General features: G+C 72.7%; 22 protein-coding genes. 10 read left to right on the forward strand and 12 right to left on the reverse strand.

Annotated elements, in window-relative coordinates; genetic code table 11:
* The first annotated feature begins 10 nt into the window (after positions 1-10).
* Positions 11-637, forward strand: a complete 627-nt coding sequence (locus ABZU53_RS02465; protein ID WP_355063402.1) for a prepilin peptidase — start codon at positions 11-13, stop codon at positions 635-637.
* A gap of 204 nt (positions 638-841) precedes the next feature.
* On the opposite strand, the gene ABZU53_RS02470 is transcribed toward ABZU53_RS02465, so the two are convergent.
* From ABZU53_RS02470 to ABZU53_RS02490, 5 genes are all read right to left on the reverse strand, one after another.
* Positions 842-4,021 carry a UvrD-helicase domain-containing protein gene (locus ABZU53_RS02470; RefSeq protein ID WP_354855785.1) on the reverse strand — a complete coding sequence of 1,060 codons (3,180 nt, stop codon included), beginning with the start codon at positions 4,019-4,021 and terminating at the stop codon, positions 842-844.
* 61 nt (positions 4,022-4,082) lie between these two features.
* Positions 4,083-5,333 carry a metallophosphoesterase gene (locus ABZU53_RS02475; protein WP_355063404.1) on the reverse strand — a complete coding sequence of 417 codons (1,251 nt, stop codon included), beginning with the start codon at positions 5,331-5,333 and terminating at the stop codon, positions 4,083-4,085.
* A 13-nt stretch (positions 5,334-5,346) separates the two neighbouring features.
* Positions 5,347-5,601 (reverse strand): MoaD/ThiS family protein, encoded by a 255-nt coding sequence (locus tag ABZU53_RS02480; protein ID WP_355063406.1) that lies wholly within the window; start codon positions 5,599-5,601, stop codon positions 5,347-5,349.
* Between the two features lie 2 nt (positions 5,602-5,603).
* On the reverse strand, positions 5,604-6,617 hold the full coding sequence (gene moaA, locus ABZU53_RS02485; RefSeq protein WP_355063408.1) for a GTP 3',8-cyclase MoaA: 1,014 nt from the start codon (positions 6,615-6,617) through the stop codon (positions 5,604-5,606).
* Positions 6,614-7,528 carry a fructosamine kinase family protein gene (locus ABZU53_RS02490; RefSeq protein WP_355063410.1) on the reverse strand — a complete coding sequence of 305 codons (915 nt, stop codon included), beginning with the start codon at positions 7,526-7,528 and terminating at the stop codon, positions 6,614-6,616. Before ABZU53_RS02490 ends, moaA begins: the two co-directional genes overlap by 4 nt.
* A 152-nt stretch (positions 7,529-7,680) precedes the next feature.
* Here ABZU53_RS02490 and ABZU53_RS02495 point away from each other — a divergent pair, with 152 nt between their 5' ends.
* From ABZU53_RS02495 to ABZU53_RS02505, 3 genes are all read left to right on the forward strand, one after another.
* Entirely contained in the window at positions 7,681-8,727 is a 1,047-nt protein-coding gene (locus tag ABZU53_RS02495; RefSeq protein WP_355063412.1) for a DUF4192 domain-containing protein, read from the forward strand.
* A gap of 102 nt (positions 8,728-8,829) precedes the next feature.
* Positions 8,830-9,057, forward strand: coding sequence for a hypothetical protein (locus tag ABZU53_RS02500; protein ID WP_355063414.1), 228 nt, complete (start codon positions 8,830-8,832; stop codon positions 9,055-9,057).
* A complete protein-coding gene (locus ABZU53_RS02505; RefSeq protein WP_355063416.1) occupies positions 9,057-9,374 on the forward strand; it encodes a helix-turn-helix transcriptional regulator in 318 nt (105 codons plus the stop codon). The genes ABZU53_RS02500 and ABZU53_RS02505 overlap by 1 nt, the downstream gene beginning before the upstream one ends.
* 70 nt (positions 9,375-9,444) lie before the next feature.
* Here ABZU53_RS02505 and ABZU53_RS02510 read toward each other — a convergent pair whose 3' ends face one another.
* Both ABZU53_RS02510 and ABZU53_RS02515 read right to left on the reverse strand, forming a co-directional pair.
* Positions 9,445-9,648: a DUF397 domain-containing protein gene (locus ABZU53_RS02510; protein ID WP_355063529.1), complete on the reverse strand. Its 204-nt coding sequence runs from the start codon at positions 9,646-9,648 to the stop codon at positions 9,445-9,447.
* Positions 9,645-10,394 (reverse strand): DUF5753 domain-containing protein, encoded by a 750-nt coding sequence (locus tag ABZU53_RS02515; protein ID WP_355063418.1) that lies wholly within the window; start codon positions 10,392-10,394, stop codon positions 9,645-9,647. Before ABZU53_RS02515 ends, ABZU53_RS02510 begins: the two co-directional genes overlap by 4 nt.
* A 199-nt stretch (positions 10,395-10,593) precedes the next feature.
* On the opposite strand from ABZU53_RS02515, the gene ABZU53_RS02520 reads away from it, so the two are divergent.
* Positions 10,594-10,887, forward strand: coding sequence for a hypothetical protein (locus ABZU53_RS02520; protein WP_355063419.1), 294 nt, complete (start codon positions 10,594-10,596; stop codon positions 10,885-10,887).
* Between the two features lie 192 nt (positions 10,888-11,079).
* On the opposite strand, the gene fdhD is transcribed toward ABZU53_RS02520, so the two are convergent.
* A complete protein-coding gene (fdhD, locus tag ABZU53_RS02525) occupies positions 11,080-11,946 on the reverse strand; it encodes a formate dehydrogenase accessory sulfurtransferase FdhD (RefSeq protein ID WP_355063421.1) in 867 nt (288 codons plus the stop codon).
* 105 nt (positions 11,947-12,051) lie between these two features.
* Between fdhD and ABZU53_RS02530 the strand changes: the two genes are divergently transcribed.
* The 3 genes from ABZU53_RS02530 (at position 12,052) to ABZU53_RS02540 (ending at position 14,137) form a co-directional block, all read left to right on the forward strand.
* Entirely contained in the window at positions 12,052-12,654 is a 603-nt protein-coding gene (locus ABZU53_RS02530; protein ID WP_355063423.1) for an NTP transferase domain-containing protein, read from the forward strand.
* Positions 12,651-12,914 (forward strand): DUF6457 domain-containing protein, encoded by a 264-nt coding sequence (locus tag ABZU53_RS02535; RefSeq protein WP_234582654.1) that lies wholly within the window; start codon positions 12,651-12,653, stop codon positions 12,912-12,914. Before ABZU53_RS02530 ends, ABZU53_RS02535 begins: the two co-directional genes overlap by 4 nt.
* 128 nt (positions 12,915-13,042) lie before the next feature.
* On the forward strand, positions 13,043-14,137 hold the full coding sequence (locus ABZU53_RS02540) for a hypothetical protein (protein ID WP_354855796.1): 1,095 nt from the start codon (positions 13,043-13,045) through the stop codon (positions 14,135-14,137).
* On the opposite strand, the gene ABZU53_RS02545 is transcribed toward ABZU53_RS02540, so the two are convergent.
* On the reverse strand, positions 14,134-15,090 hold the full coding sequence (locus ABZU53_RS02545) for a zinc-binding dehydrogenase (protein ID WP_355063425.1): 957 nt from the start codon (positions 15,088-15,090) through the stop codon (positions 14,134-14,136). The genes ABZU53_RS02540 and ABZU53_RS02545 overlap by 4 nt on opposite strands.
* A 61-nt stretch (positions 15,091-15,151) precedes the next feature.
* A complete protein-coding gene (locus ABZU53_RS02550; RefSeq protein WP_354855798.1) occupies positions 15,152-15,613 on the reverse strand; it encodes an Lrp/AsnC family transcriptional regulator in 462 nt (153 codons plus the stop codon).
* 59 nt (positions 15,614-15,672) lie between these two features.
* Between ABZU53_RS02550 and ddaH the strand changes: the two genes are divergently transcribed.
* Positions 15,673-16,506 (forward strand): dimethylargininase, encoded by an 834-nt coding sequence (gene ddaH, locus ABZU53_RS02555; protein WP_355063427.1) that lies wholly within the window; start codon positions 15,673-15,675, stop codon positions 16,504-16,506.
* Between the two features lie 76 nt (positions 16,507-16,582).
* Here ddaH and ABZU53_RS02560 read toward each other — a convergent pair whose 3' ends face one another.
* The gene (locus ABZU53_RS02560) at positions 16,583-17,770 is read right to left on the reverse strand and encodes an ABC transporter substrate-binding protein (RefSeq protein ID WP_355063429.1); all 1,188 of its coding nucleotides are present in this window, start codon (positions 17,768-17,770) and stop codon (positions 16,583-16,585) included.
* 79 nt (positions 17,771-17,849) lie between these two features.
* The gene (locus ABZU53_RS02565) at positions 17,850-18,647 is read right to left on the reverse strand and encodes a prolyl oligopeptidase family serine peptidase (protein ID WP_355063431.1); all 798 of its coding nucleotides are present in this window, start codon (positions 18,645-18,647) and stop codon (positions 17,850-17,852) included.
* A gap of 84 nt (positions 18,648-18,731) precedes the next feature.
* Here ABZU53_RS02565 and ABZU53_RS02570 point away from each other — a divergent pair, with 84 nt between their 5' ends.
* Complete coding sequence (locus tag ABZU53_RS02570) at positions 18,732-19,334, forward strand: bacterial proteasome activator family protein (RefSeq protein WP_354855802.1); 603 nt, start codon at positions 18,732-18,734, stop codon at positions 19,332-19,334.
* The last annotated feature ends 5 nt before the right edge of the window (positions 19,335-19,339 follow it).

Raw genomic sequence — 19,339 nt, forward strand, 5'->3', positions numbered from 1 at the left:
CCTCCGGCTCATGTCGGCCGCTGGGCTGGTGGGGGTGGCGTTGCTCGGTGGGGCGGCCGGTCTCGTCGTACCCCCACTGGCCCGGCGCTTCACCACCCCGGCCCGGCTGCGGCGCGGCGCCTGGCTGAGCCCACCGGTGGCGGCCGTGGTATTCGTGGGGCTCGCCGTCGCGCGGGGTGACGACCCGGCGTTGCCGGTCCTGCTCGCGGTGGCGGCGGTGGGGCTGGTGTTGGCCGTGGTCGACCTGGCGTGCCTGCGGTTGCCCGATCCGCTGGTCGCGGTCGCCGGCACGGTGGCCCTCGGGGGCCTGACCGGGGCGGCGCTGCTGGCCGGCACTCCTGGCCGGCTGCTTGGCGCGCTGGGGGGTGCGGCGGTCGCGGGCGCGTCACACGTGCTGCTGGCCCTGCTGCCGAGGTCCCGGCTGGGCTTCGGGGACGTGAAACTCGCAGCGGTCCTCGGGCTGCCGCTCGGCTGGCTGGGCCGCGATGCCGTGCTGGCCGGGCTGCTCCTGCCGCACCTGCTGCACGGTGTCCTGGTTCTTGCCCTGCTAGCAGCTCGAAAAATCCACCGCGAAACGTTGCTGCCCCTCGGACCGGCCCTGCTGACGGGCACCTGGCTCGCCGTGCTCATCGGTTGACCAGGGCTGAACGTGTGGCCGACGCGCCGGTTGCCGCGACTGCCGGGCTCAGCGGCGGGCAATCACCGTTAGTGACATCGCCGGTAGCGGTCGTCCGCACGAGCGGTATACCTGAAAGTCATAAATATGACTTTCAGGTATACCGCTCGTCGGCGTGACTAGGCACGAGCGCGCCACGCCGACGGCACCCAGCCCCCGGGTAGCTCAGATCAGGCGGAGTTGGCGATCCCTGGGGCGACGCGGCTCGGTTTCACCGAACCGCTCGAACAGGCCCGGGTCGATCGCGGTGAGGAACGGCGAGGGTGCGCAGTCACGCTCCACGCCGTGCCGGGTCCGGCGGGCGGCGTGGCTGACGTACAGCCGGTCCTGGGCCCGGGTCAGGCCGACGAAGAAGAGCCGGCGTTCCTCGGCGACCGCGTCCTCGTCGGGCGTCGAGCCCGGCCAGCGCAACGGCAGCAGCCCGTCCTCGACGCCGACCAGGAAGACCACCGGGAACTCCAGGCCCTTCGCGGCGTGCAGGGTGAGCAGGGTGACCGCCTCGGCGCGCGGGTCGAGCGCGTCCACCTCCGCGCCGGTGGCCAGTTGCGACAGGAACGTCTCCAGGTCGTCGCCGCAGCGGCGGGCCAGCGGGGTCAGCAGGTCCACCGCCGAGCGGACGTCGTCGGGGCGGACCGTGCTGCCGGCGCCGTCCAGGGTGGGCACCGCGAACCGCTCGGCGACCACCTGACCGGCCAGGCGCACCCGGGCGGCGAGCGAGCCGGCCAGCCCGTCGGCGTGCCGCAGCTCGCGGGCGATGGCCGCCACGCCGGGCCGGTCCCGCAGCCGGTCGTGCGAGCGCTTCTGGACCGGGATGTTGGCCCGGGTCAGGGCGTCCACGATCGGGGCGGCCTGCGCGTCGGTGCGGTACAGCACGGCGATGTCGGAGAACGACAGCGAGGTGGACCGGCCGTCGATCCGGCCCGAGTCCAGCGAACGGTGGGACAGGCCGCCGACCAGCTCGTCGACGGTACGCACCACGAAGTCGGCCTCCTCGGCCACCGACGCCGCCGGGTACCGCCCCACGAGTGGGGCTTCCGGGTCGAGTCGGGCCGGGTCCAGCCGCCGGCCCCGCACCAGCGAGGACGGTGCGATGGCCTGCACGGCGGCGGCCAGGATGGGCGCGGACGAGCGGTAGTTGCGGTTGAGCCGGACCAGTCGGGCATCCGTGAAGTCCTGCGAGAAGCGCAGGAAGTAGCCGACGTCGGCGCCCCGGAACGAGTAGATCGCCTGATCCGGGTCACCGATCGCGCAGAGGTTGCCGTCGGCGGGGCTGAGCAGCCGCAGCAGCTCGTACTGCACCGCGTCGACGTCCTGGTACTCGTCGACGAAGATCCACTGCCAGCGGTTCCGGTACCGCTCGACCAGCTTCCGGTCGGCCCGCAGCAGCTCCACCGGGAGGCTCACCAGCTCGTCCAGGTCGACCAGGTCCTGCTTGCGCAGCAGCGCCGTGTAGCCGGCGAGATCGTCGCCGGCCTCCGACTTCGCCGCCGCCCGCTCGGCGTCGTCGGCGATCCGGAACCCGGCCGGCAGGCCCGCCGCGTCGGCGTTCTCCCGCAGGATGGTCAACCCCAGCGCGTGGAACGTGCCCACGGTGACGTCCTCGGCGACCGGGCCGAGCAGACCGTCGAGGCGGTGCCGCAGCTCCTCGGCGGCCCGTCGGGTGAACGTGATCGCGAGGCAGCGCTCGGGAAAGACGTTCAACTCCGCGCACAGGTACGCGATCCGGTGGGTCAGCGTCCGGGTCTTGCCGGTGCCCGGGCCGGCCACGATGAGCAGTGGCCCACCGGGCGCGGACGCCGCCACCCGCTGCATGGCGTCCAGCCGGTCTAGCAGGCCGGTGCCGACCTCCTCCATGCCGGAGAGCATCGGCTCGAACGGTTCGTGCGGTGACGGCGGCGACGCGATCGGCGGCGCGGGCGCCGGGGCCGGCTTGCGCTTCGGTTCCGCCTTGGCCGCCGCCGGGCGCTTGGCCGTGGCCTTGGCCGCCGGCTCCGCGGGTCGTCGCTGCGCCGGCACCGGTACGTCGAACAGGGTCTCCTGCGAGCCCAGCTCCGCCGGGTCGAACAGCGTGATCACCCCGTACTCGCCGTCGTAACCCGGCACCCGGCGTACGTCGCCACGCCGCAGCCGCCCGATGCCCTCCGCGAGCAGTTCGCCGCCAGCCTGCGCGATGTCCGACAACGGCGTCGTGGTCAGGATCTCCAACTCGGGACCGAGCGCGGCGAGCAGCTCGTTGAGTCGCCCCTCGACCTTCTTCGACCGGGCACCCACCTTGTTGATCTCGCCGAGGATCTCGGCGAGCGGCACCAGGTGGGTGACCTCTCGGGCGTGTGCAGGACGGTGCCCGTCGGGTCGATCGGCCAGCTCCTCGATCCTGCTGAGGACGCCCACGGTGAGCGGCTTGCCGCACTCGGGGCAGCGCCCCCCGGCGGCCCGGGTGCGCTCCGGGGACCAGTTGACCCCGCAGAGCCGGTGCCCGTCCGCGTGGTACTTGCCCTCCTCCGGAAAGAACTCGATGGTGCCGGCCAGGCCGTCGCCGGTGCGCAGCGCCTCCCGGACGGCGAAGTAGTCCCGCTCGGCGGTCAGCACGGTGGCCTCCCGGCCCAGGGCCGGCGGCGAGTGCGCGTCCGAGTTCGAGACCAGTTGATAGCCGTCCAGGCTGCCGACGCGCCAGTTCATGGCCGGGTCGGACGAGAGGCCGGTCTCCACGGCGAAGATGTGCTCGGCCAGGTCGGCGTAGCAGTCGGCGATCGCGTCGAAGCCGGACTTCGAGCCCAGCGCGGAGAACCACGGCGTCCAGATGTGCGCCGGGACGAGATAGCCGTCCGGGCTCGCCTCCAGGGTGATCTCCAGCAGGTCCCGCGAGTCCAGGCCGAGGATCGGGCGGCCGTCGGAGCCGAGGTTGCCGATCCGGCCGAGCGCGGTGTTGAACCGGGCCACCGCTTCCAGGTCGGGCAGGTAGATGAGGTGGTGCACCTTGCGGGTCCGGTCGTCCCGCTTGTAGATGGTGGAGATCTCCACGCTCAACATGAACCGGACCGCGTCCGCGTCGGTCGTGCCGGCGAGTCGCGGCGGCAGCCGGCGGGCGATGTCGCGCTCCGCCTCCGGGGCGAGCCGGTAGAGCCCCGGCTCAGCCGGCCGCAGCGTCTCGGTCAGATGGTCGTACCAGGCGGGATGGGTGAAGTCGCCGGTGCCGAGCAGGGCGATGCCCTTGCGCCGCGCCCACCACCCGAGGGTCGGCAACGTCAGGTCACGGCTGCACGCGCGCGAGTATTTCGAGTGGATGTGCAGGTCCGCGACGAAGGGCGGGAGGCCACCGGGGGGTACGGCGCTGAACGGGGGCACGCCGCATCCTGTCACGCCCGTCGCGCCGCCCGCCCTCCGCCACGCGCGGACGTGACGTCCGCTATGCCGAGCGCAGCTCCACGAGGCTGATCTGCGGCTTGGCGCCCACCCGCACCGGCGGACCCCAGAAACCGGCGCCGTTGGTCACGTAGACCTTCGTGCCGTCGACCTCGCCGAGACCGCTGACCACCGGCTGCGCCAGGCCGACGACCAGGTTGAACGGCACCACCTGCCCGCCGTGGGTGTGCCCGGAGAGCTGCAGGTCGACGCCGTAGCGGGCCGCCTGCTTCGCGGCGAGGGGCTGGTGCGCGAGCAGGACGACCGGGCGGCTCGGATCGCGGTCACCGAGGGCGGCGGCGAAGTCCGGACCGGCGGCGAGGCCAGTGCCCGCCGGGTCCGCGTCCAGGTCGTTCACGCCGGCCAGGTCGAGCACACCGCCCCGGGCCTGGATCTCCTGCCGACGGTTCTGCAGCACCCGCAGGCCGAGGCGGTCCACCTCCTGGACCCATTCCTCCACCCCGGAGTAGTACTCGTGGTTGCCGGTGACGAAGAAGTTGCCGTACCGGGAGCGCAGGTCACGCAGCGGCGCGGCGGCCGGGCCCAGCTCGGCGACCGAGCCGTCGACCAGGTCACCGACGACCGCCACCAGGTCCGCGTCGAGACGGTTGATCGCGGCGACGATCCGCTCGGTGTGCGCCCGCCCGCGCAGGGGGCCGAGGTGGATGTCCGAGACGGTGGCGATGCGCAGGCCGTCCATGCTGCGCGGGAGCTTGCTGAGGGGGATCTGCACCCGGTCGAGTTGGGGCGGGCCGAGTGCCGTGCGGACGCCGTACCCCGTGATGCCGGTGGCGGTGAGGCCGGCGAAGATGGCGGCTCCGCGGGCCAGCAGCAGACGGCGGGCCGGGTCGTGGTCCGGTGCCGTCACGGCGCCGGTGGCCGGCGGATCGGCGGGCCCGGCGGCCCCGACCAGCACCGGCTCGGGCGCGGCGGTGGTCGGCTCGGCGGCGGTCACCCGGCGGGGCAGCACCAGCCGGACGACCAGCATCGGCACTTCCAGCACGACGAGCGTGACCAGCAGGTAGAACATCACCGCGAGCCACAGGTAGCCGGGCCAGGCGAGCCAGTAGAGGCCGGCCTGCGTGCCGACCAGGGTGGCCGGCACGAGCACCGCCAGCACTCCGGCGGCGATCCCGCCGATCCGCCGCCAGCGACCCGGCGTGGTGGTGTCCCGGATGAGGCGCTTCCACAGGTAGAGGTGGATCAGCCCGGTGACCAGCGCCAGGACGCCCATGAACCCCAGAACCGCCAACATGTGTGCGCCCCCCTCAGCCGCCCGCGAACGGGGGCAGGACATCGATCGTGGCCCCGCCCGGCAGGGGTGCCCGACGATCATGACAGGCGACGCCGTCCACGAGGAAACTGGCCACCCGCAGCACGGCGGCGAGCCGGTCGCCGTGCCGCTGGGCCAGCTCGGTGGTGAGGTCGTCGAGTGACCGACCGGCGGGGGTGACCTCCTCGGCGCGGCCGGCTGCGGCGCGCGCACCGGCGAAGTAGCGGACGGTAAGCGGTCTCGGCTGCACGGTCATCCCCCGATCGCGGACATCGGCCGGGTCGGCTGGAGGAAGGTGGGGTCGTCGATGCCGTGCCCGGCGCGCTTGCCCCACATCGCGGTGCGCCACCGCTGGGCCACCTCGTCGTCGGTCGCGCCGCCGCGCAGCGCCGCCCGCAGGTCGGACTCCTCGGTGGCGAACAGGCAGGCGCGGACCTGGCCGTCAGCGGTCAGCCGCGTGCGGTCGCAGTCGCCGCAGAAGGGCCGGGTCACGCTGGCGATCACGCCGACCCGGGCCGGGCCACCGTCGACCAACCAGGTCTCCGCCGGTGCCGCGCCGCGCTCGGCCGGGTCAGGGCTGAGATCGAAATGGGTACGCAGGGAGGCCAGGATCTCCTCGGCGGTGACCATCGTGCTGCGGTCCCAGCCGTGCTGCGCGTCCAGCGGCATCTGCTCGATGATCCGTAGCTGGTAGCCGTGGTCGAGCGCGAAGCGGAGCAGGGCCGGCGCCTCGTCCTCGTTGACGCCGCGCATCAACACGGAGTTGATCTTCACGGGGTCGAGCCCGGCGGCTGCCGCCCCGGCGAGCCCCGCCAGCACCGCGTCGAGGCGGGGACGGCGGGTGAGCTGGGTGAACCGGGCCGGGGCCAGCGTGTCCAGCGAGACGTTCACCCGGTCCAGGCCGGCCGTACGCAGCGCGGGCGCCAACCGGTCCAGACCGATGCCGTTCGTGGTGAGTGAGATCCGCGGACGGGGGTCGAGCGCGGCGACCGCGGCCACGATGCCGAGCAGACCGGGCCGGATCAGCGGCTCCCCGCCGGTGAACCGCACCTCGGTCACGCCGAGCCGCTCGACGGCCACCCGGACCAGCCGGACGATCTCCTCGTCGGTGAGCAGCTCCGGGCCGGCCAACCAGGGCAGCCCCTCGGCCGGCATGCAGTACGTGCACCGCAGGTTGCACTTGTCGGTGAGAGACACGCGCAGGTCCCGCGCGACGCGGCCGTACCGGTCGACGAGGACGCCGTCGGTCCGTGGGGCGACACTCACCGGTCGACCGTAGCGCGCTCGACGCTGCCCAGGGCGGCTCGGGCGAGTTCGACGACCGCATCGCGGTAGCCCGCGCCGAACAGCGCGGTGTGCACGAGCAGCAGATGCAGCTGATGCAGCGGCACCCGGTCGCGCCAACCGTCGGACAGCGGCCAGCTCTCCCGGTAGGCGGCCAGCACCCGATCCAGGTGCGCGACGCCGCCAAAGAGCGCCAGTTGGGCGAGGTCGGTCTCGCGGTGCCCACCGTGCGCCGCCGGGTCGATCAGCCAGGCCCGCTCGTCGACGCCCCACAGCACGTTGCCCGGCCACAGGTCGCCGTGGACCCGGGCCGGCGGCTCGTCCCCGCCGAACTCGCCGACCCGGCCGATCACCTGCTCGACCAGCGCGGCGTCGGCGCTGCTGAGCGCACCGCCGTCGACCGACAGCCGCAGATAGGGGGCGAGCCGGCGGCGGGCGAACCATGTCGACCAGGGACCGTCGTCGGGGGTGTTGTCCTGCCCGAGCGCGCCGATGAAGCCGGCCCAGGCCGCACCGAAGGTCGGTGCGCCGGCCCGGTGCAGGGCGGCCAGCTCCCGACCGAGGCGTTCGGCCGCGTCCGGCGTCGGCTCGCCGGGCTCCACCCAGTCGAGCGCCAGCAGGTCGGGCAACGCCACGATCACCTCGGGTACGCCGATCGCGTCGGCCTCGCGCAGCCAGCGCAGCCCGGCGGCCTCGGCGGCGAAGAAGCCCTCGGGCGCCGGCCGGTCGGCCCGCTCCGGCCAGGACTTGGCGAAGACCGAGTGACCGTCGTCCAGGGTGAGCCGGGCGGCGGCGCAGATGTCCCCTCCGGCGACCGGCGTCTCGCGGAGTCGCTGATGGGTCCGGAACGTCGGCAGGTGTGCCGGATGCGCGCGCAGGTACGCCAGGTCCATCAGCGCACGGTAGCCGCTGCCCATGACACCGGGGTGTCGTGTGAGTACATCGAAACGCGTCCACCTGCATGAATACGTTCAGTAACTGTGGATAAGCCGCGTGTCATCCACAGGGTCTGGAAGGCTTCGCAGGTCGGACGCAGCCTTCCTGCATGACCTCGACCGAACGTGCGAAGCTCTCCGTCCGCTCGCCCGCCGACCTGATCGCCGCCGTGCCGTACCTGCTCGGCTTCCATCCCGCCGACAGCGTGGTCGCGGTGGCGCTGCGCGGCCGGCAGATCATCTTCGCCGCCCGCGCCGACCTGCCCGAACCGTCCACGGACCCGGTCGAGCGTGCCCGACACCTGGCCGGGGTGATCTCTCGGCAGGGCGCGGAGGCGGCCACCGTGGTGGGCTACGGGCCACCCGACCGGGTGACCCCGAGCGTGGACGCGGTGCGCGCCGCCCTGACCGGCGCCGGCCTGGAGGTGCTCGACGCGCTGCGGGTGACCGACGGCCGGTGGTGGTCCTACCTGTGCACCGAGGCCGACTGTTGCCCACCCGAGGGTCGGCGCTACGACCCGACGGCCAACCCGGTGACCGCGTCGGCCGTGTTCGCCGGTCAGGTCGCCCTCCCCGATCGGGCGGCCCTCGTGGCGCAGGTGTCGCCGGTGGACGGCCCGGCCCGCGACGCGCTGCACGCGGCCACCGTCCGGGCGGAACGGCGACTGGTCGAGCTGGTCGAGCAGGCGCCCGCCAGCGACCTGCTCGGCGGCCGGGCACTGCGTTCCGCCGGGGTGGCGGCGGTCCGCGAGGCGCAACGCCGGCAGCGGCGCGGTGAGCGCCTCGACGACGACGAGGTGGCCTGGCTGAGCCTGCTGCTGACCCACCTGCCTATCCGTGACCACGCCTGGGAACGCACCGACGGCCGCGACCGGGACATCGCCCTCTGGACCGACGTGCTGCGCCGGGCCGAGCCGGAGCTGACCGCCGCCCCCGGTGCGCTGCTGGCGTTCGCGGCCTGGCGAGCGGGGCAGGGGGCGCTGGCGGCGGTCGCGCTGGAGCGCACGCTGAGCCTGCACCCCGACTACTCGCTGGCCCTGCTCCTGGACGACCTGCTCCGGCGCGGTGTGCCGCCCTCCGAGCTGGACGGCTGGCCGTCGGTCGGGATGCCCGGCGTGGTCCGCCCCCGCAAGCGCCGCCGACGTGGCCGCCGCTGACCCGCGCGCGATCGGTCCCTGCCCACGTACCCGCCAACAAGGCCATGGTCGTGTCACCGCACGGCCACAGCGCGTATCGCAAATTTGCTATGGTGGGTGCGCGTGCCCTGGCTAGTCCTCTATCACCCGGAGGCGATCGTCGAGCTGAACGCGCTGCCCGGGGAACTTCGCCCACGGGGAGGCCGTAGCCGGTGGCGTGCCTTCTATTCCGGGGTCGGCGCGGCGTTCGTCGTCGGCTCCATCGGCCCAGAAGCCGGTGTCAACCGGCGCGGCTTCAACAGGGCTGTGGCAGCGGCTGAGGAAAGGATCAAGGAGGTGGAGGAGGAGTGATGAAGGCTGGTGATCTCAAGACTTCGCAGCAGGTCATCGGTGAGAGCCGCGATCAGGACCCGGCATTCCACGCTGAGTGGAACCGGACGGCCTTCGCCCGTGATGTTGCCCTCCGCATCGTCCGGTACCGCGCCGAAAACGGCCTGACCCAGACGGCATTCGCCCGCATGGTCGGCATGACTCAATCGGTCATCGCGCGACTGGAGTCCGGTGATCAGCCGCCGTCCATCGCCACGCTCGCCAAGCTGTCCGCGGGGACCGGCTTGGAGTTCGAATTCAAGATCTCTCACGGCATCGTCGAGGTCGAAGCCGCCTGACTGACCCCGCCTCAGAAGAACGGGGCATCCCCACCGTGCGGACACGCCGATTTCAGCGAACCCGAGTCGATCAGGTGTCCTGGCTGATCGGGTCGACGTGCCTCACGTGCCTGACGAAGCTCGCCCAGACAACCGGCCGGAACGCCAGCGTGCCGCCAGCCCGGTCCTTCGTGTCGCGGACGAGCACGACGCCCGGCAGGTTGTCGGCCACCTCCACGCACGCCCCACCGTTCGAGCTGCTGCGGGTGCTCTTGCGCCAACGGGCGCCGGTCACGTCATCCATGCTCGCGCTCTCATCAGGTCGATGGTCAGGTCTCGCGGTAGCGCTAACGACCTCACGCTATCCCAGACCGCCCAGAGTGGAGCAACGTCATTACTGAGGCGCCCGGCCGCCTGATCGTCGAGGTAGCCGACGTCGCCGCCGTCCGGTGTGCTGGCGATGACGAACGGTCCGGCCTGGCCGGGGTGGAACCCAGCAGTCAGGGGAAGCACATGGATCATCACGGCCGGCCGTTCGGCGAGCACCATCAGATGATCGAGCTGCTCGGCCATGATGTCGGGTCTTCCCCGGCGCAGCGCCGCCTCGTCGATGACGAAGACGGTCAGCGGTGGACGGGGTCGATCGAAGACGACGGCCTGCCGGCGCAGCCGGGTCTCCACGTGCGCCGCGAGGTCGTCGTCGGCCCAGAGCCCGCTGCTCAGCACGGCGCGCGCGTACGCCTCGGTCTGCAGGAGACCGGGCAACACGGTGGACTCGTACCACCGCAAGCCGACGGCCTCGCGCTCGATGTCCGTCCAGGGCCGGAGCCATGCTGGCTCGCGCCGCTTGAACAGGTCGGGCCACAGGTCCATCTCGTCGCGGCCAAGGACCGCCGCGACCTTCGACCGGTGGCGCGTCTGGGGAATCCGTCCCGGGTTCGCCCACTTGGCCGCCGTCTTTGGATCCACCCCGATCTCGGCGGCGAGGCTGTCCGCTGTCAGGCCGGATGCTGACATCGCCTCGGCGACTGCGCGGTTCATCCGCGACCCCTCCCGTACGTCCCAGACGTCCACAGGAGATATTGCTACGCAGTGTATTCGGATAGCAACCCTTGGAAGTGTTCCTTCCGAACGGCGCGGCCGGCAGGGACCCCCCCGAGACCCGGCGGTCGCGTTCGTATCGGGGCCGCCCCGCGGGCGAGCACTCCGGGGCGGGCCCCTCCCAACGAGGAGGGGGACCATGCCGCCCAAGCCCACGAACCCGCCACCGCTCAAGGCCGGTGACCTTGTTCGCCTGACCCGCGCCGCGAGCCCGCAGTTCATCCGGCCGATCACGGTCCGGGTCATCCGCGAACTCACTGACCGCCACACCTACCACGGCTGGACCTGGATCGAGGCGTACGAGCTGGGACCCAACGGCGAGGCACGGGCCAAGCGGGAGCTGTTCGTGCTCCGCGAAGGGGTCGACCTGCTGACGTCCGGTCCGACCAGTCGCCAGGTGACTCGGCGTGACCCGGTGCGGGCTGTCAGATGACCGAACACCCATTGCTCAAGCCGACGTGGCGCTGTCGCACCTGCGGGATCGCGTGGCCCTGCTCGGCCGCGAAACTGCGCCTGCTCGGTAAGTACCAGGCCCGGTAGCCCGCACCTCGGCGCGGGGTCCATGGCCACCTCGGGGGTCGGCCCGGCGACCACGGCTGGACCTGGTCAAACCGGCCGCTGAGGTTCAGGCTGGCTGGTCGACCGTGATCCGCTGCGGGCCGGCGTAGACGTTCATGGTCGGGCCGCGCAGGAAGCCGATCAGCGTCATGCCCGCCTCCTCGGCCAGCTCGACGGCGAGGGTGCTCGGCGCGGACACCGCGGCCAGCAGCGGCAGGCCGGCCATCCACGCCTTCTGGGTCAGCTCGAAGCTGGCCCGGCCGGACACCAGCAGCAGGTGCCCGGCCAGCGGCAGTCGGCGTTCGCGCACCGCCCAGCCGATCACCTTGTCCACCGCGTTGTGCCGGCCCACGTCCTCGCGGAGCACCACCAGCTCTCCGGCCGGGCTGAACAGCCCTGCCGCGTGCAGCCCGCCGGTGCGGTCGAAGCCGCGCTGGGCGGCCCGCAAGCGGTCGGGCAGTTCGGCGAGGAGGGCGGCCGGCACGGTGAGCGGGTCCGCCGTGACGTCGAACAGCGACCGCGTCCGGATCGCGTCGATGCTCGCCTTGCCGCACACCCCGCAGGAACTGGTCGTGTAGAAGTTCCGGGACGGGTCGGTGGTCGGTTCCGGCACGCCGGGGGCGAGCACCACGTCCACCACGTTGTACGTGTTCGGCGTCTCCGCGCCGGCGCAGAGCTGGGCGGTCAGCACGTCGTCGGTCGACCGGATCAGCCCTTCGGTCAGCAGGAACCCGATCGCCAGGTCCAGGTCGTCGCCGGGAGTCCGCATGGTGACGGCGAGCGGCTTGCGCCGGCCCGGGCCCGCCGCGCCGACCCGGATCTCCAGCGGCTCCTCCACGGCGAGGGTGTCCGGCCGTCGGACGGCTGCGCGCCCGTCGGCCGCCGCGTCCAGGTCGATCCGTAGTACGCCCCGTCGGTCAGTCGCCCGTCCCATCCCGCCATCCTGCACCCCGGCCCGGCACACCCGCACGGCCGCCGGTCATCAGGCACCCGGCAGCGCACGCCGCCACCGGGCACTCGGCCCGGCTACCGTGACCGGGTGGGGACGTACGCCGCAGTGGTGCTCGCGGGTGGGGCCGCCCGACGGATGGGCGGGGTGGACAAGCCCGCGCTTCCGGTTGGTGGCCGGTCGATGCGTGACCGGGTGCTGGCCGCCGTGGACGATGCCGCGCCGCGTGTGCTGGTCGGTCCGGGTGACGGTGTCGCGGACGGGGTGCGGATCACCCGCGAGGATCCGCCCGGCGGCGGGCCGGTCGCCGCGACGGCCGCCGGGCTGGCACTGCTCGATCCCGACACGACGGTCGTCGCGTTGCTCGCCGCCGACCTTCCACTGCTCACCCGCGCCGCGATCGGCGACCTGCTGACCCACCTCGACGGGGAGCGACCAGTCGACGGGGTGTGCTTCGTCGACGCGGACGGCCGGCGGCAGTCGCTCTGCGGGGTGTGGTGCGTCGCCGCGCTGCGGGCCGGGCTGACCCGGCTGGCCGCCGAGCGGGGCGGCAGCCTGGCCGGTGCTCCGGTACGGGCGCTGTTGGCCGGTCTCGCCGTCCGGGAGGTGCCGTGGGCCGGTGACGGTCCGCCGCCCTGGTTCGACTGCGACACTGACGAGGACGTACGCCGGGCGGAGGAGTGGGTGCGATGACGGTGCTGGACGACTGGGTCACGGCAGCGTGTGCCGAGGTGGGTCTGGACCCGACCGAGGTGCCGGTGTCGGCGGTGCTGGACCTGGCCCGCGATGTCGCCCACCAGGTGCTGCGGCCAGGGGCGCCGGTCACCGCGTACCTGCTCGGGCTTGCCGTCGGCAGGGGTGCCGACCCGGCGGACGCCGCGGCCCGGCTCAGCGCCCTCGCGGCCGACTGGCCGGTCCGGCTCGGTGCCGATCCCGACGACCCCACCTCCTGACCCGCTGCGCCGCGCCCCCGCGACCAGACCGTCGCCACGGCGAGAGGACGGCGGTGTCCGATCCCGGTCCGGGCTGATTCGACGCCCGGACGGCGTGGGTAGGGTGATCGGAACGGACGGAGGCGATCATGACGGCTGACCACCCCTCGGCGCCGGACGGTGAACCCGGCGGCATATCCGAGCCGGCAGAGTCGATCCTGCTCGACGAGCCCAGCACCACCGACCTGCGTGCCAAGGTGACCGAGGCGTGGCGGGAGTTCGCCCGGATGCTCGCCCTGCGGCTGCGGGAGCTGCCCGCCGGCGCGCACCTCGAACTGACCCTCGACCCCACCGCCTCCGGTACGGGGGATGCCGTCTATTCGATCAGCGTCGACGTGACCGGCGACGGCGGGCTGTCGGCTCGGGCCGTCGGCAACGCCGCCCTGCCGCAGGGCTACCGGCTGGACCGTGCCGCGGTGGCGGACATGGTGGCGCTGGGCTGGTCCCCGCCCGGGGTGGTGGCCGGCTCCGGCGGCTCGTTCGGGCTGGACGGTACGACGGCGGAGGCGGCCCGGATCGCCCCGCTGCTGTCCCGCACGCTGCGCGACGTGTACGGCGCCCCGCATCCCGCCTTCCTCGTCTACCTGGTGCACGACGCCGAGGGTGAGCCGTTGACGGTGGAGCCGCTGGGCACCGCGCGCAGCGAGTTCGGCCCGGACGCCGACGTCGAGGGTGACCTCCAGGAGGCGCTGGCCGAGGCGGCCGCCGAGCGGGACGACGTGCTCGACCTGGCGGACCGCGTCCGCACCGTCGTGTCCACGATGCTGAAGTCCGACGCCGAGCGGTTGCAGATCGACTCGGACGGCGACATCACCATCCGGGCCGGCTCGGCGATGGTCTTCGTGCGGGTGCGGGACAATCCATCCCTGGTGGACGTCTTCTCCCCGGTGCTCACCGAGGTCGAGCCGACCGAACGGCTCTACGTCAAGCTGTCGGAGCTGACCAACCGGATGCCGATCGGTCGCCTCTACTGCGCCGACGACACGGTCTGGGCGTCCATCCCGGTCTTCGGGCGCAACTTCCAGGCCACCCACCTCATGCTGGCGGTGCAGGTGATGACCGGCCTCGCCGACGAGCTGGACGACCGCCTGCACGGCGAGTTCGGTGGCAAGCGGTTCTTCGGTGAGGGCGACAAGCCGGTCCGGCGCGACGAGTCGGAGCACCGCACCGGCATGTACCTCTAAACCACGTCCAGCAGGGTCTTGCCGACCGTCGCCCGCGCCTCGATGGCGGCGTGCGCGTCGGCGGCGCGTTCCAGCGGAAAGCGCTGGCCGATCAGCGGCCGGAGCTGGCCGGCCGCCGCGTCCGCCAGGGCCCCGATGGTGTACGCCCGCAGCCGCGCGGGCGGCACGTCCGGCCGGACCAGCGTGACCTGACGTTCGGCGGCGGCCTCCGGTGCCACCGGGGACCACTCGCCGCTGGCCAACCCGAAGCTGATCATCCGGCCGCCCGGGGCCAGCAGCTCGAACGCCGTCCGGGCGACCGGGCCGCCGACGCCGTCGAACACCACGTCGACCCCGCCCACCGTGTCCCGGATGCGGTCGGCCCAGCCCGGCATCCGGTAGTCGACCGCCACCTCGGCGCCCAGGCCGGGCAGCAGGTCCACCTTGCGCGGCCCGCCGGCCACGCCGATCACCCGCGCGCCGGCCCGCGCCGCGAGCTGGACGAGGAGACTGCCCACGCCGCCCGCCGCGGCCTCGACCAGCACGCGGTCGCCGGGGCGGACGCCGACCGCCTCGACGAGCATGGTGGCGGTACGCCCGTCGGCCATCATGGCCACGGCCGCGTCCAGCGCCAGCCCGGCGGGCACCTCGATCGGCGCGGACGCGTCCACCACCGCCCGTTCGGCGTACCCGCCGGAGCCGCCGGTGGCGCTGACCACCCGCCGCCCGGTCAGGGCCGGGTCGACGTCCGGCCCGACGGCGACGATCACCCCGCCGACGCCGTTGCCGGGGATCAGCGGTGGAGTGACCTGGAACGGGCCGGGACGTCCCGAGCGCTGCTGCGTCTCGACGAAGGTGATGTTCGCGTGCGCGACGTCGATGAGCACCTGGCCAGGGCCGGGGCTCGGGTCGGGCGCCGGGCCGGGCGTCAGCACCTCGGGACCGCCGAACTCACGTAACCAGATCGCCCGCATGGAGTCCCCCTCGTGTCGTGCCCAGGCCGCCACGAGTCCAACACCTGAACCGGGCTTGAGGTCAAGCCCGGTTGGACGGCCCGACGCCGGGGGACTCGACCAGCCGGGACAGCACGATGGTGCTGCGGGTGGAGGTCACGAAGGACTCGGCGCGCAGCCGCTCCAGCGCCGCCTCCAGGTGGGCGATGTCGGCGGCCCGCAGGTGCACCAGCGCGTCCGCCTCGCCGGAGACGGTGTACGCGCCGACCACCTCCGGGTGCCGGCGGGCGGCCACGCCGATCTGCGCCGGGGTGGTCCGACCGGCGCAGAACAGCTCGACGAACGCCTCGGTGGTCCAGCCGACGGCCGCCGGGTCCACGACGGCGGTGAATCCCCTGATCACGCCCGTGGCGCGCAGTCGGTCCACCCGGCGCTTGACCGCCGGGGCGGAGAGTGACACCCGGACGCCGATGTCGGCGTACGACGCGCGGGCGTCAGCGACGAGCAACGCAATGATCCGCTGGTCTACCGCGTCTATCTGCAACGTTCCGCCTCTGGGAAGCAATGGTTGTGGCTGTTACCAAAGTTCAACGGTACCTACTCTTGGTGACCGTGAACCAGCAGCGAGTCTCGCGAAAGCGGACATATCTCATGTGCTCGCCCGAGCACTTCGCGGTCGAGTACGCGATCAATCCGTGGATGGACGTGACCACCCCGGTCGACCGGGAGTTGGCCGTCAAGCAGTGGGACCGCCTGCGCGAGACGCTCGTCGGCCTGGGGCACGACGTGCATCTGCTCACCCCCGAGCCGGGCCTGCCCGACATGGTCTACGCCGCCAACGGTGCGTTCGTGGTGGACGGCAGCGTCTACGGCGCCCGGTTCAAGCACGAGCAGCGGGCCGCCGAGGCCGCCGCGCACCACGCCTTCTACGAGTCGCAGGGCTGGCGGTTCATCGCCCCGAGCGAGACCAACGAGGGCGAGGGTGACTTCGCCTACCTACCGGAGGCGCACGGCGGGCTGATCCTGGCCGGGCACGGCTTCCGCACCGAGATCCCGGCGCACGCCGAGGCGCAGGAGGCGCTGGGCCGTCCGGTGGTGTCGCTGCGCCTGATCGACCCCCGCTTCTACCACCTGGACGTGGCGCTCGCCGCTATCGACGACGCCAACGTCGTCTACTTCCCCGGCGCGTTCTCGGCCGCCAGCCAGCGGGTGCTGACCCAGCTCTTCCCGGACGCGGTGATCGCCGACGACGAGGACGCGATGGCCTTCGGGCTGAACCTGGTCAGCGACGGCGCGAACGTGGTGCTCAACAGCGAGGCCACCCGGCTGGCGGGCAAGCTCAAGGCCGCCGGCTACAACCCGGTGCCGGTCGAGCTGGCCGAGCTGAAGAAGGGCGGCGGCAGCGTGAAGTGCTGCATCGCCGAGCTGCGGCACTGACCCGAACACTGCCGCGTACGGCAGGGGCCGGCCTCCCGTCGGAGGCCGGCCCCTGCTGCTGCTTGTGGTGGGCGTTTCAGCCGAGCGTGGCCAGCTCGTTGATCAGCACGTTCGACATGACCTGACCGTCGCGCTGGACCTCGCGCAGGTACCACTTCTGCTGGGGGGTACGCGGCTGGTTGAACTGCCAGATGCCGCGCGGGCTGTCGATCTGGCCGATCCGGCCCAGCGCCAGGTTGACCTGCTGCGGGGTGGGTGACCCACCGGTCAGCTGGATCGCCTGGTCGAGCACCTGCGCCGCGTCGTACGACGCCATCGCGTAGGTCGTCGGCGTGCTCTGGTGCTTCTTGCGGTAGGCGGAGGCGAAGACCCGGTTCGACGTGTTGTTGAGGTCGGCCGAGTAGTTCAGCGCGGTCTGGATGCCGAGCGCGTCCCGGCCCAGGCTCTCCAGCACGGTGCCCTCGGTGAGGAAGCCGGGCGCGTAGACGGGGCCGCTGAACTGGTCGCGCAGTTGCTTGATGAACTCCACGGCGGCCGAGCCCGCGAAGAAGCAGAAGACGGCGGTCGGCTTCTTGCGCAGCGCCTTCTCGATGTCCGCCACGTAGGTGCCCTTGCCCGGGTTCGGGGTCGGGTTGGTGTTGGTCACCGGGTCGGCGATGCGCGGGTCGGAGGTGCCGAACTCCTGCCTGAAGCCCCGCACCACGTCCGGGCTACCCACGTTCTCCGGCATGATGATCGCGATCCGGCCGTTCGCCGGGAGCTGGTCGCGCAGGTAGCGGCCCAGCGCCCGGCCGGCCTCATCCAGCACGTACGACGTACGCCAGATGTAGACGACGCTCTGCAGGCTGCTCGGCGAGGCGTTCGAGCCGATGAGCGGGACCCGGGCCTCCTCCACGGTGTCGCGGATGCCGACCATCACCGCCGAGTTGACCACGCCGGTGAGCGCCAGCACGTTCTGCTTGAGCAGTTGGTCGACGGCGGCCTTGCCGGTCTTGGCGTTGTCACCCTCGTCGGCGGTCAGCAGCTCGACCGGATGCCCGCCCAGCTGCTGGCCGTGCAGGTCGAGGAAGAGCTGGAAGCCGTTGGTGATGTCGTCACCGATGGACTTGAAGCCGCCGGCCTTCGGCGCGATCAGACCGATCTTGATCGGGCTCTTGGCGGCGGCCGGCTTGCCCTCGGTGTCGGAGCCGCACGCGGCGGCGAACCCGGTCGTTCCGAGCGCGGCCAACAGTTGGAGCGCCCGCCTGCGATTCATCTGCGACACCGAGTTCCTTCCAGGAGCGTTGCAGGGCAGAACACCGCCCCTCCGGCGTTCTACCTGCTCCGCGACGCTGCGTCAATGGTTAGTGATCATCGTGCAGGGACCGCAACACAGCCAGCACCGGGGGCCACGCCGAGGACTCCGGGTCGATCAGCCCGAAATGCTCACATCCGGGCAGCTCAACAAGGGAAATATCGGATCCTGCGGCACGAGCCGCCGCGACGAAGTCCCGGCTCATCGCCACCGGCACCTGCAGATCCGCCGAACCGTGCACGACTACCGTCCGTGTCGGGACCGGTACCAATGATCGTGGATCGGTCGCCGCGTACCGGTCCGGGAAGTCGAGTGGGCCGCCGCCGAGCAGCGCCGCCACCGCACCCGCGTCCAGATCCAGCCGGTACGCCGCCGCGAGATCGGCCACCGGGGCCAGGGCCAGCACCCCGCCCACCGTCGACGGCGCGGTGGCCGCCGCGTACAGCGCCAGATGGCCACCGGCGGAGTGACCGATGACGATCGGCGCGGCCCTGCTCACCCGACCCGGCAGCGCCTCGGTGGCCAGCTCGGGCAGCGCCGCGATCCCGGCCAGCGCGTCGGTCAACGTGCCCGGCCAGCCGCCGCCCGGCTGCCCCGTACGCCGGTATTCCAGCTGCGCCACCGGGTAGCCCTCGGCGGCGACCGCGGCGGCCAGCGGGCCGGTGTGCCGGCGGTCGTACTCGGAGCGCCAGAAACCACCGTGCACCACGACGACCAGCGGCCGGGCCGGACCGACACCGGCCGGCCGGCGCAGGTCGGCAATCTGGTCCGGGTGGTCGCCGTAGGCCACCGTCAGGTCCGGCTCCGGCGCGGGCCGGGTCAGCACGGCGCGTGGGTCGGCAGGCATGGCGCGACGGTAGCGCGCCCCGCCCGGGTGGTTCGGCCCTGGGAGTCGGTCCCGGGCGGCATGGGTCGCGCCCACTGGGTAAAGATGGACCCCATGACCGAAGCGCGCTCCGCTGAGCAGAACGACCAGCCCGGCCCTGACGACTCCGGCCACTCCGGCACGGTGGTGGTGGTCGGTCCGGACGGCCGGCCGATCGGCACCATGCAGACCGAGGAGGGGCAGGGCGAGGACCCGACCCGTCTGGTAGAGCAGCCGGCCAAGGTGATGCGGATCGGCAGCATGATCAAGCAGTTGCTGGAGGAGGTCAAGGCGGCCCCGCTGGACGACGCCAGCCGGCACCGCATGCGCGAGATCCACGAGCGGTCGATCGTCGAGCTCAAGGAGGGTCTCGCCCCCGAGCTGCGCGACGAGCTGGAGCGGATCTCGCTGCCCTTCACGGAGGACAAGGCCCCGAGCGAGGGCGAGCTGCGTATCGCGCACGCCCAGCTCGTCGGCTGGCTGGAGGGCCTGTTCCACGGCATCCAGGCGGCCCTGGTCGCCCAGCAGATGGCCGCGCGGGTCCAGCTGGAGCAGATGCGCGGCGGCCGGCAGGCGCTGCCCAGCGGCCCCGGCGGTGTGGTGCCCGGAATGCCGGGCATCGGCCAGCCCGGCGGCGGTGAGGGCCACAACACCGGCCAGTACCTCTGACCTGG

Origin of the sequence: Micromonospora sp. NPDC005194, from assembly GCF_040608335.1 — a bacterium.
In the GTDB taxonomy this organism is placed as follows: domain Bacteria; phylum Actinomycetota; class Actinomycetes; order Mycobacteriales; family Micromonosporaceae; genus Micromonospora.

Excerpts from the sequence above, each read along its gene's own strand:
- ABZU53_RS02465 (WP_355063402.1), top strand. The coding sequence starts at position 11 with ATGTCGGCCGCTGGGCTGGTGGGGGTGGCGTTGCTCGGTGGGGCGGCC.
- ABZU53_RS02475 (WP_355063404.1), bottom strand. The coding sequence starts at position 5,333 with ATGTTGGCGGTTCTGGGGTTCATGGGCGTCCTGGCGCTGGTCACCGGG.
- ABZU53_RS02490 (WP_355063410.1), bottom strand. The coding sequence starts at position 7,528 with ATGGACCTGGCGTACCTGCGCGCGCATCCGGCACACCTGCCGACGTTC.
- ABZU53_RS02495 (WP_355063412.1), top strand. The coding sequence starts at position 7,681 with ATGACCTCGACCGAACGTGCGAAGCTCTCCGTCCGCTCGCCCGCCGAC.
- ABZU53_RS02505 (WP_355063416.1), top strand. The coding sequence starts at position 9,057 with ATGAAGGCTGGTGATCTCAAGACTTCGCAGCAGGTCATCGGTGAGAGC.
- ABZU53_RS02515 (WP_355063418.1), bottom strand. The coding sequence starts at position 10,394 with ATGAACCGCGCAGTCGCCGAGGCGATGTCAGCATCCGGCCTGACAGCG.
- ABZU53_RS02520 (WP_355063419.1), top strand. The coding sequence starts at position 10,594 with ATGCCGCCCAAGCCCACGAACCCGCCACCGCTCAAGGCCGGTGACCTT.
- fdhD (WP_355063421.1), bottom strand. The coding sequence starts at position 11,946 with ATGGGACGGGCGACTGACCGACGGGGCGTACTACGGATCGACCTGGAC.
- ABZU53_RS02535 (WP_234582654.1), top strand. The coding sequence starts at position 12,651 with ATGACGGTGCTGGACGACTGGGTCACGGCAGCGTGTGCCGAGGTGGGT.
- ABZU53_RS02540 (WP_354855796.1), top strand. The coding sequence starts at position 13,043 with ATGACGGCTGACCACCCCTCGGCGCCGGACGGTGAACCCGGCGGCATA.
- ABZU53_RS02545 (WP_355063425.1), bottom strand. The coding sequence starts at position 15,090 with ATGCGGGCGATCTGGTTACGTGAGTTCGGCGGTCCCGAGGTGCTGACG.
- ABZU53_RS02565 (WP_355063431.1), bottom strand. The coding sequence starts at position 18,647 with ATGCCTGCCGACCCACGCGCCGTGCTGACCCGGCCCGCGCCGGAGCCG.
- ABZU53_RS02570 (WP_354855802.1), top strand. The coding sequence starts at position 18,732 with ATGGACCCCATGACCGAAGCGCGCTCCGCTGAGCAGAACGACCAGCCC.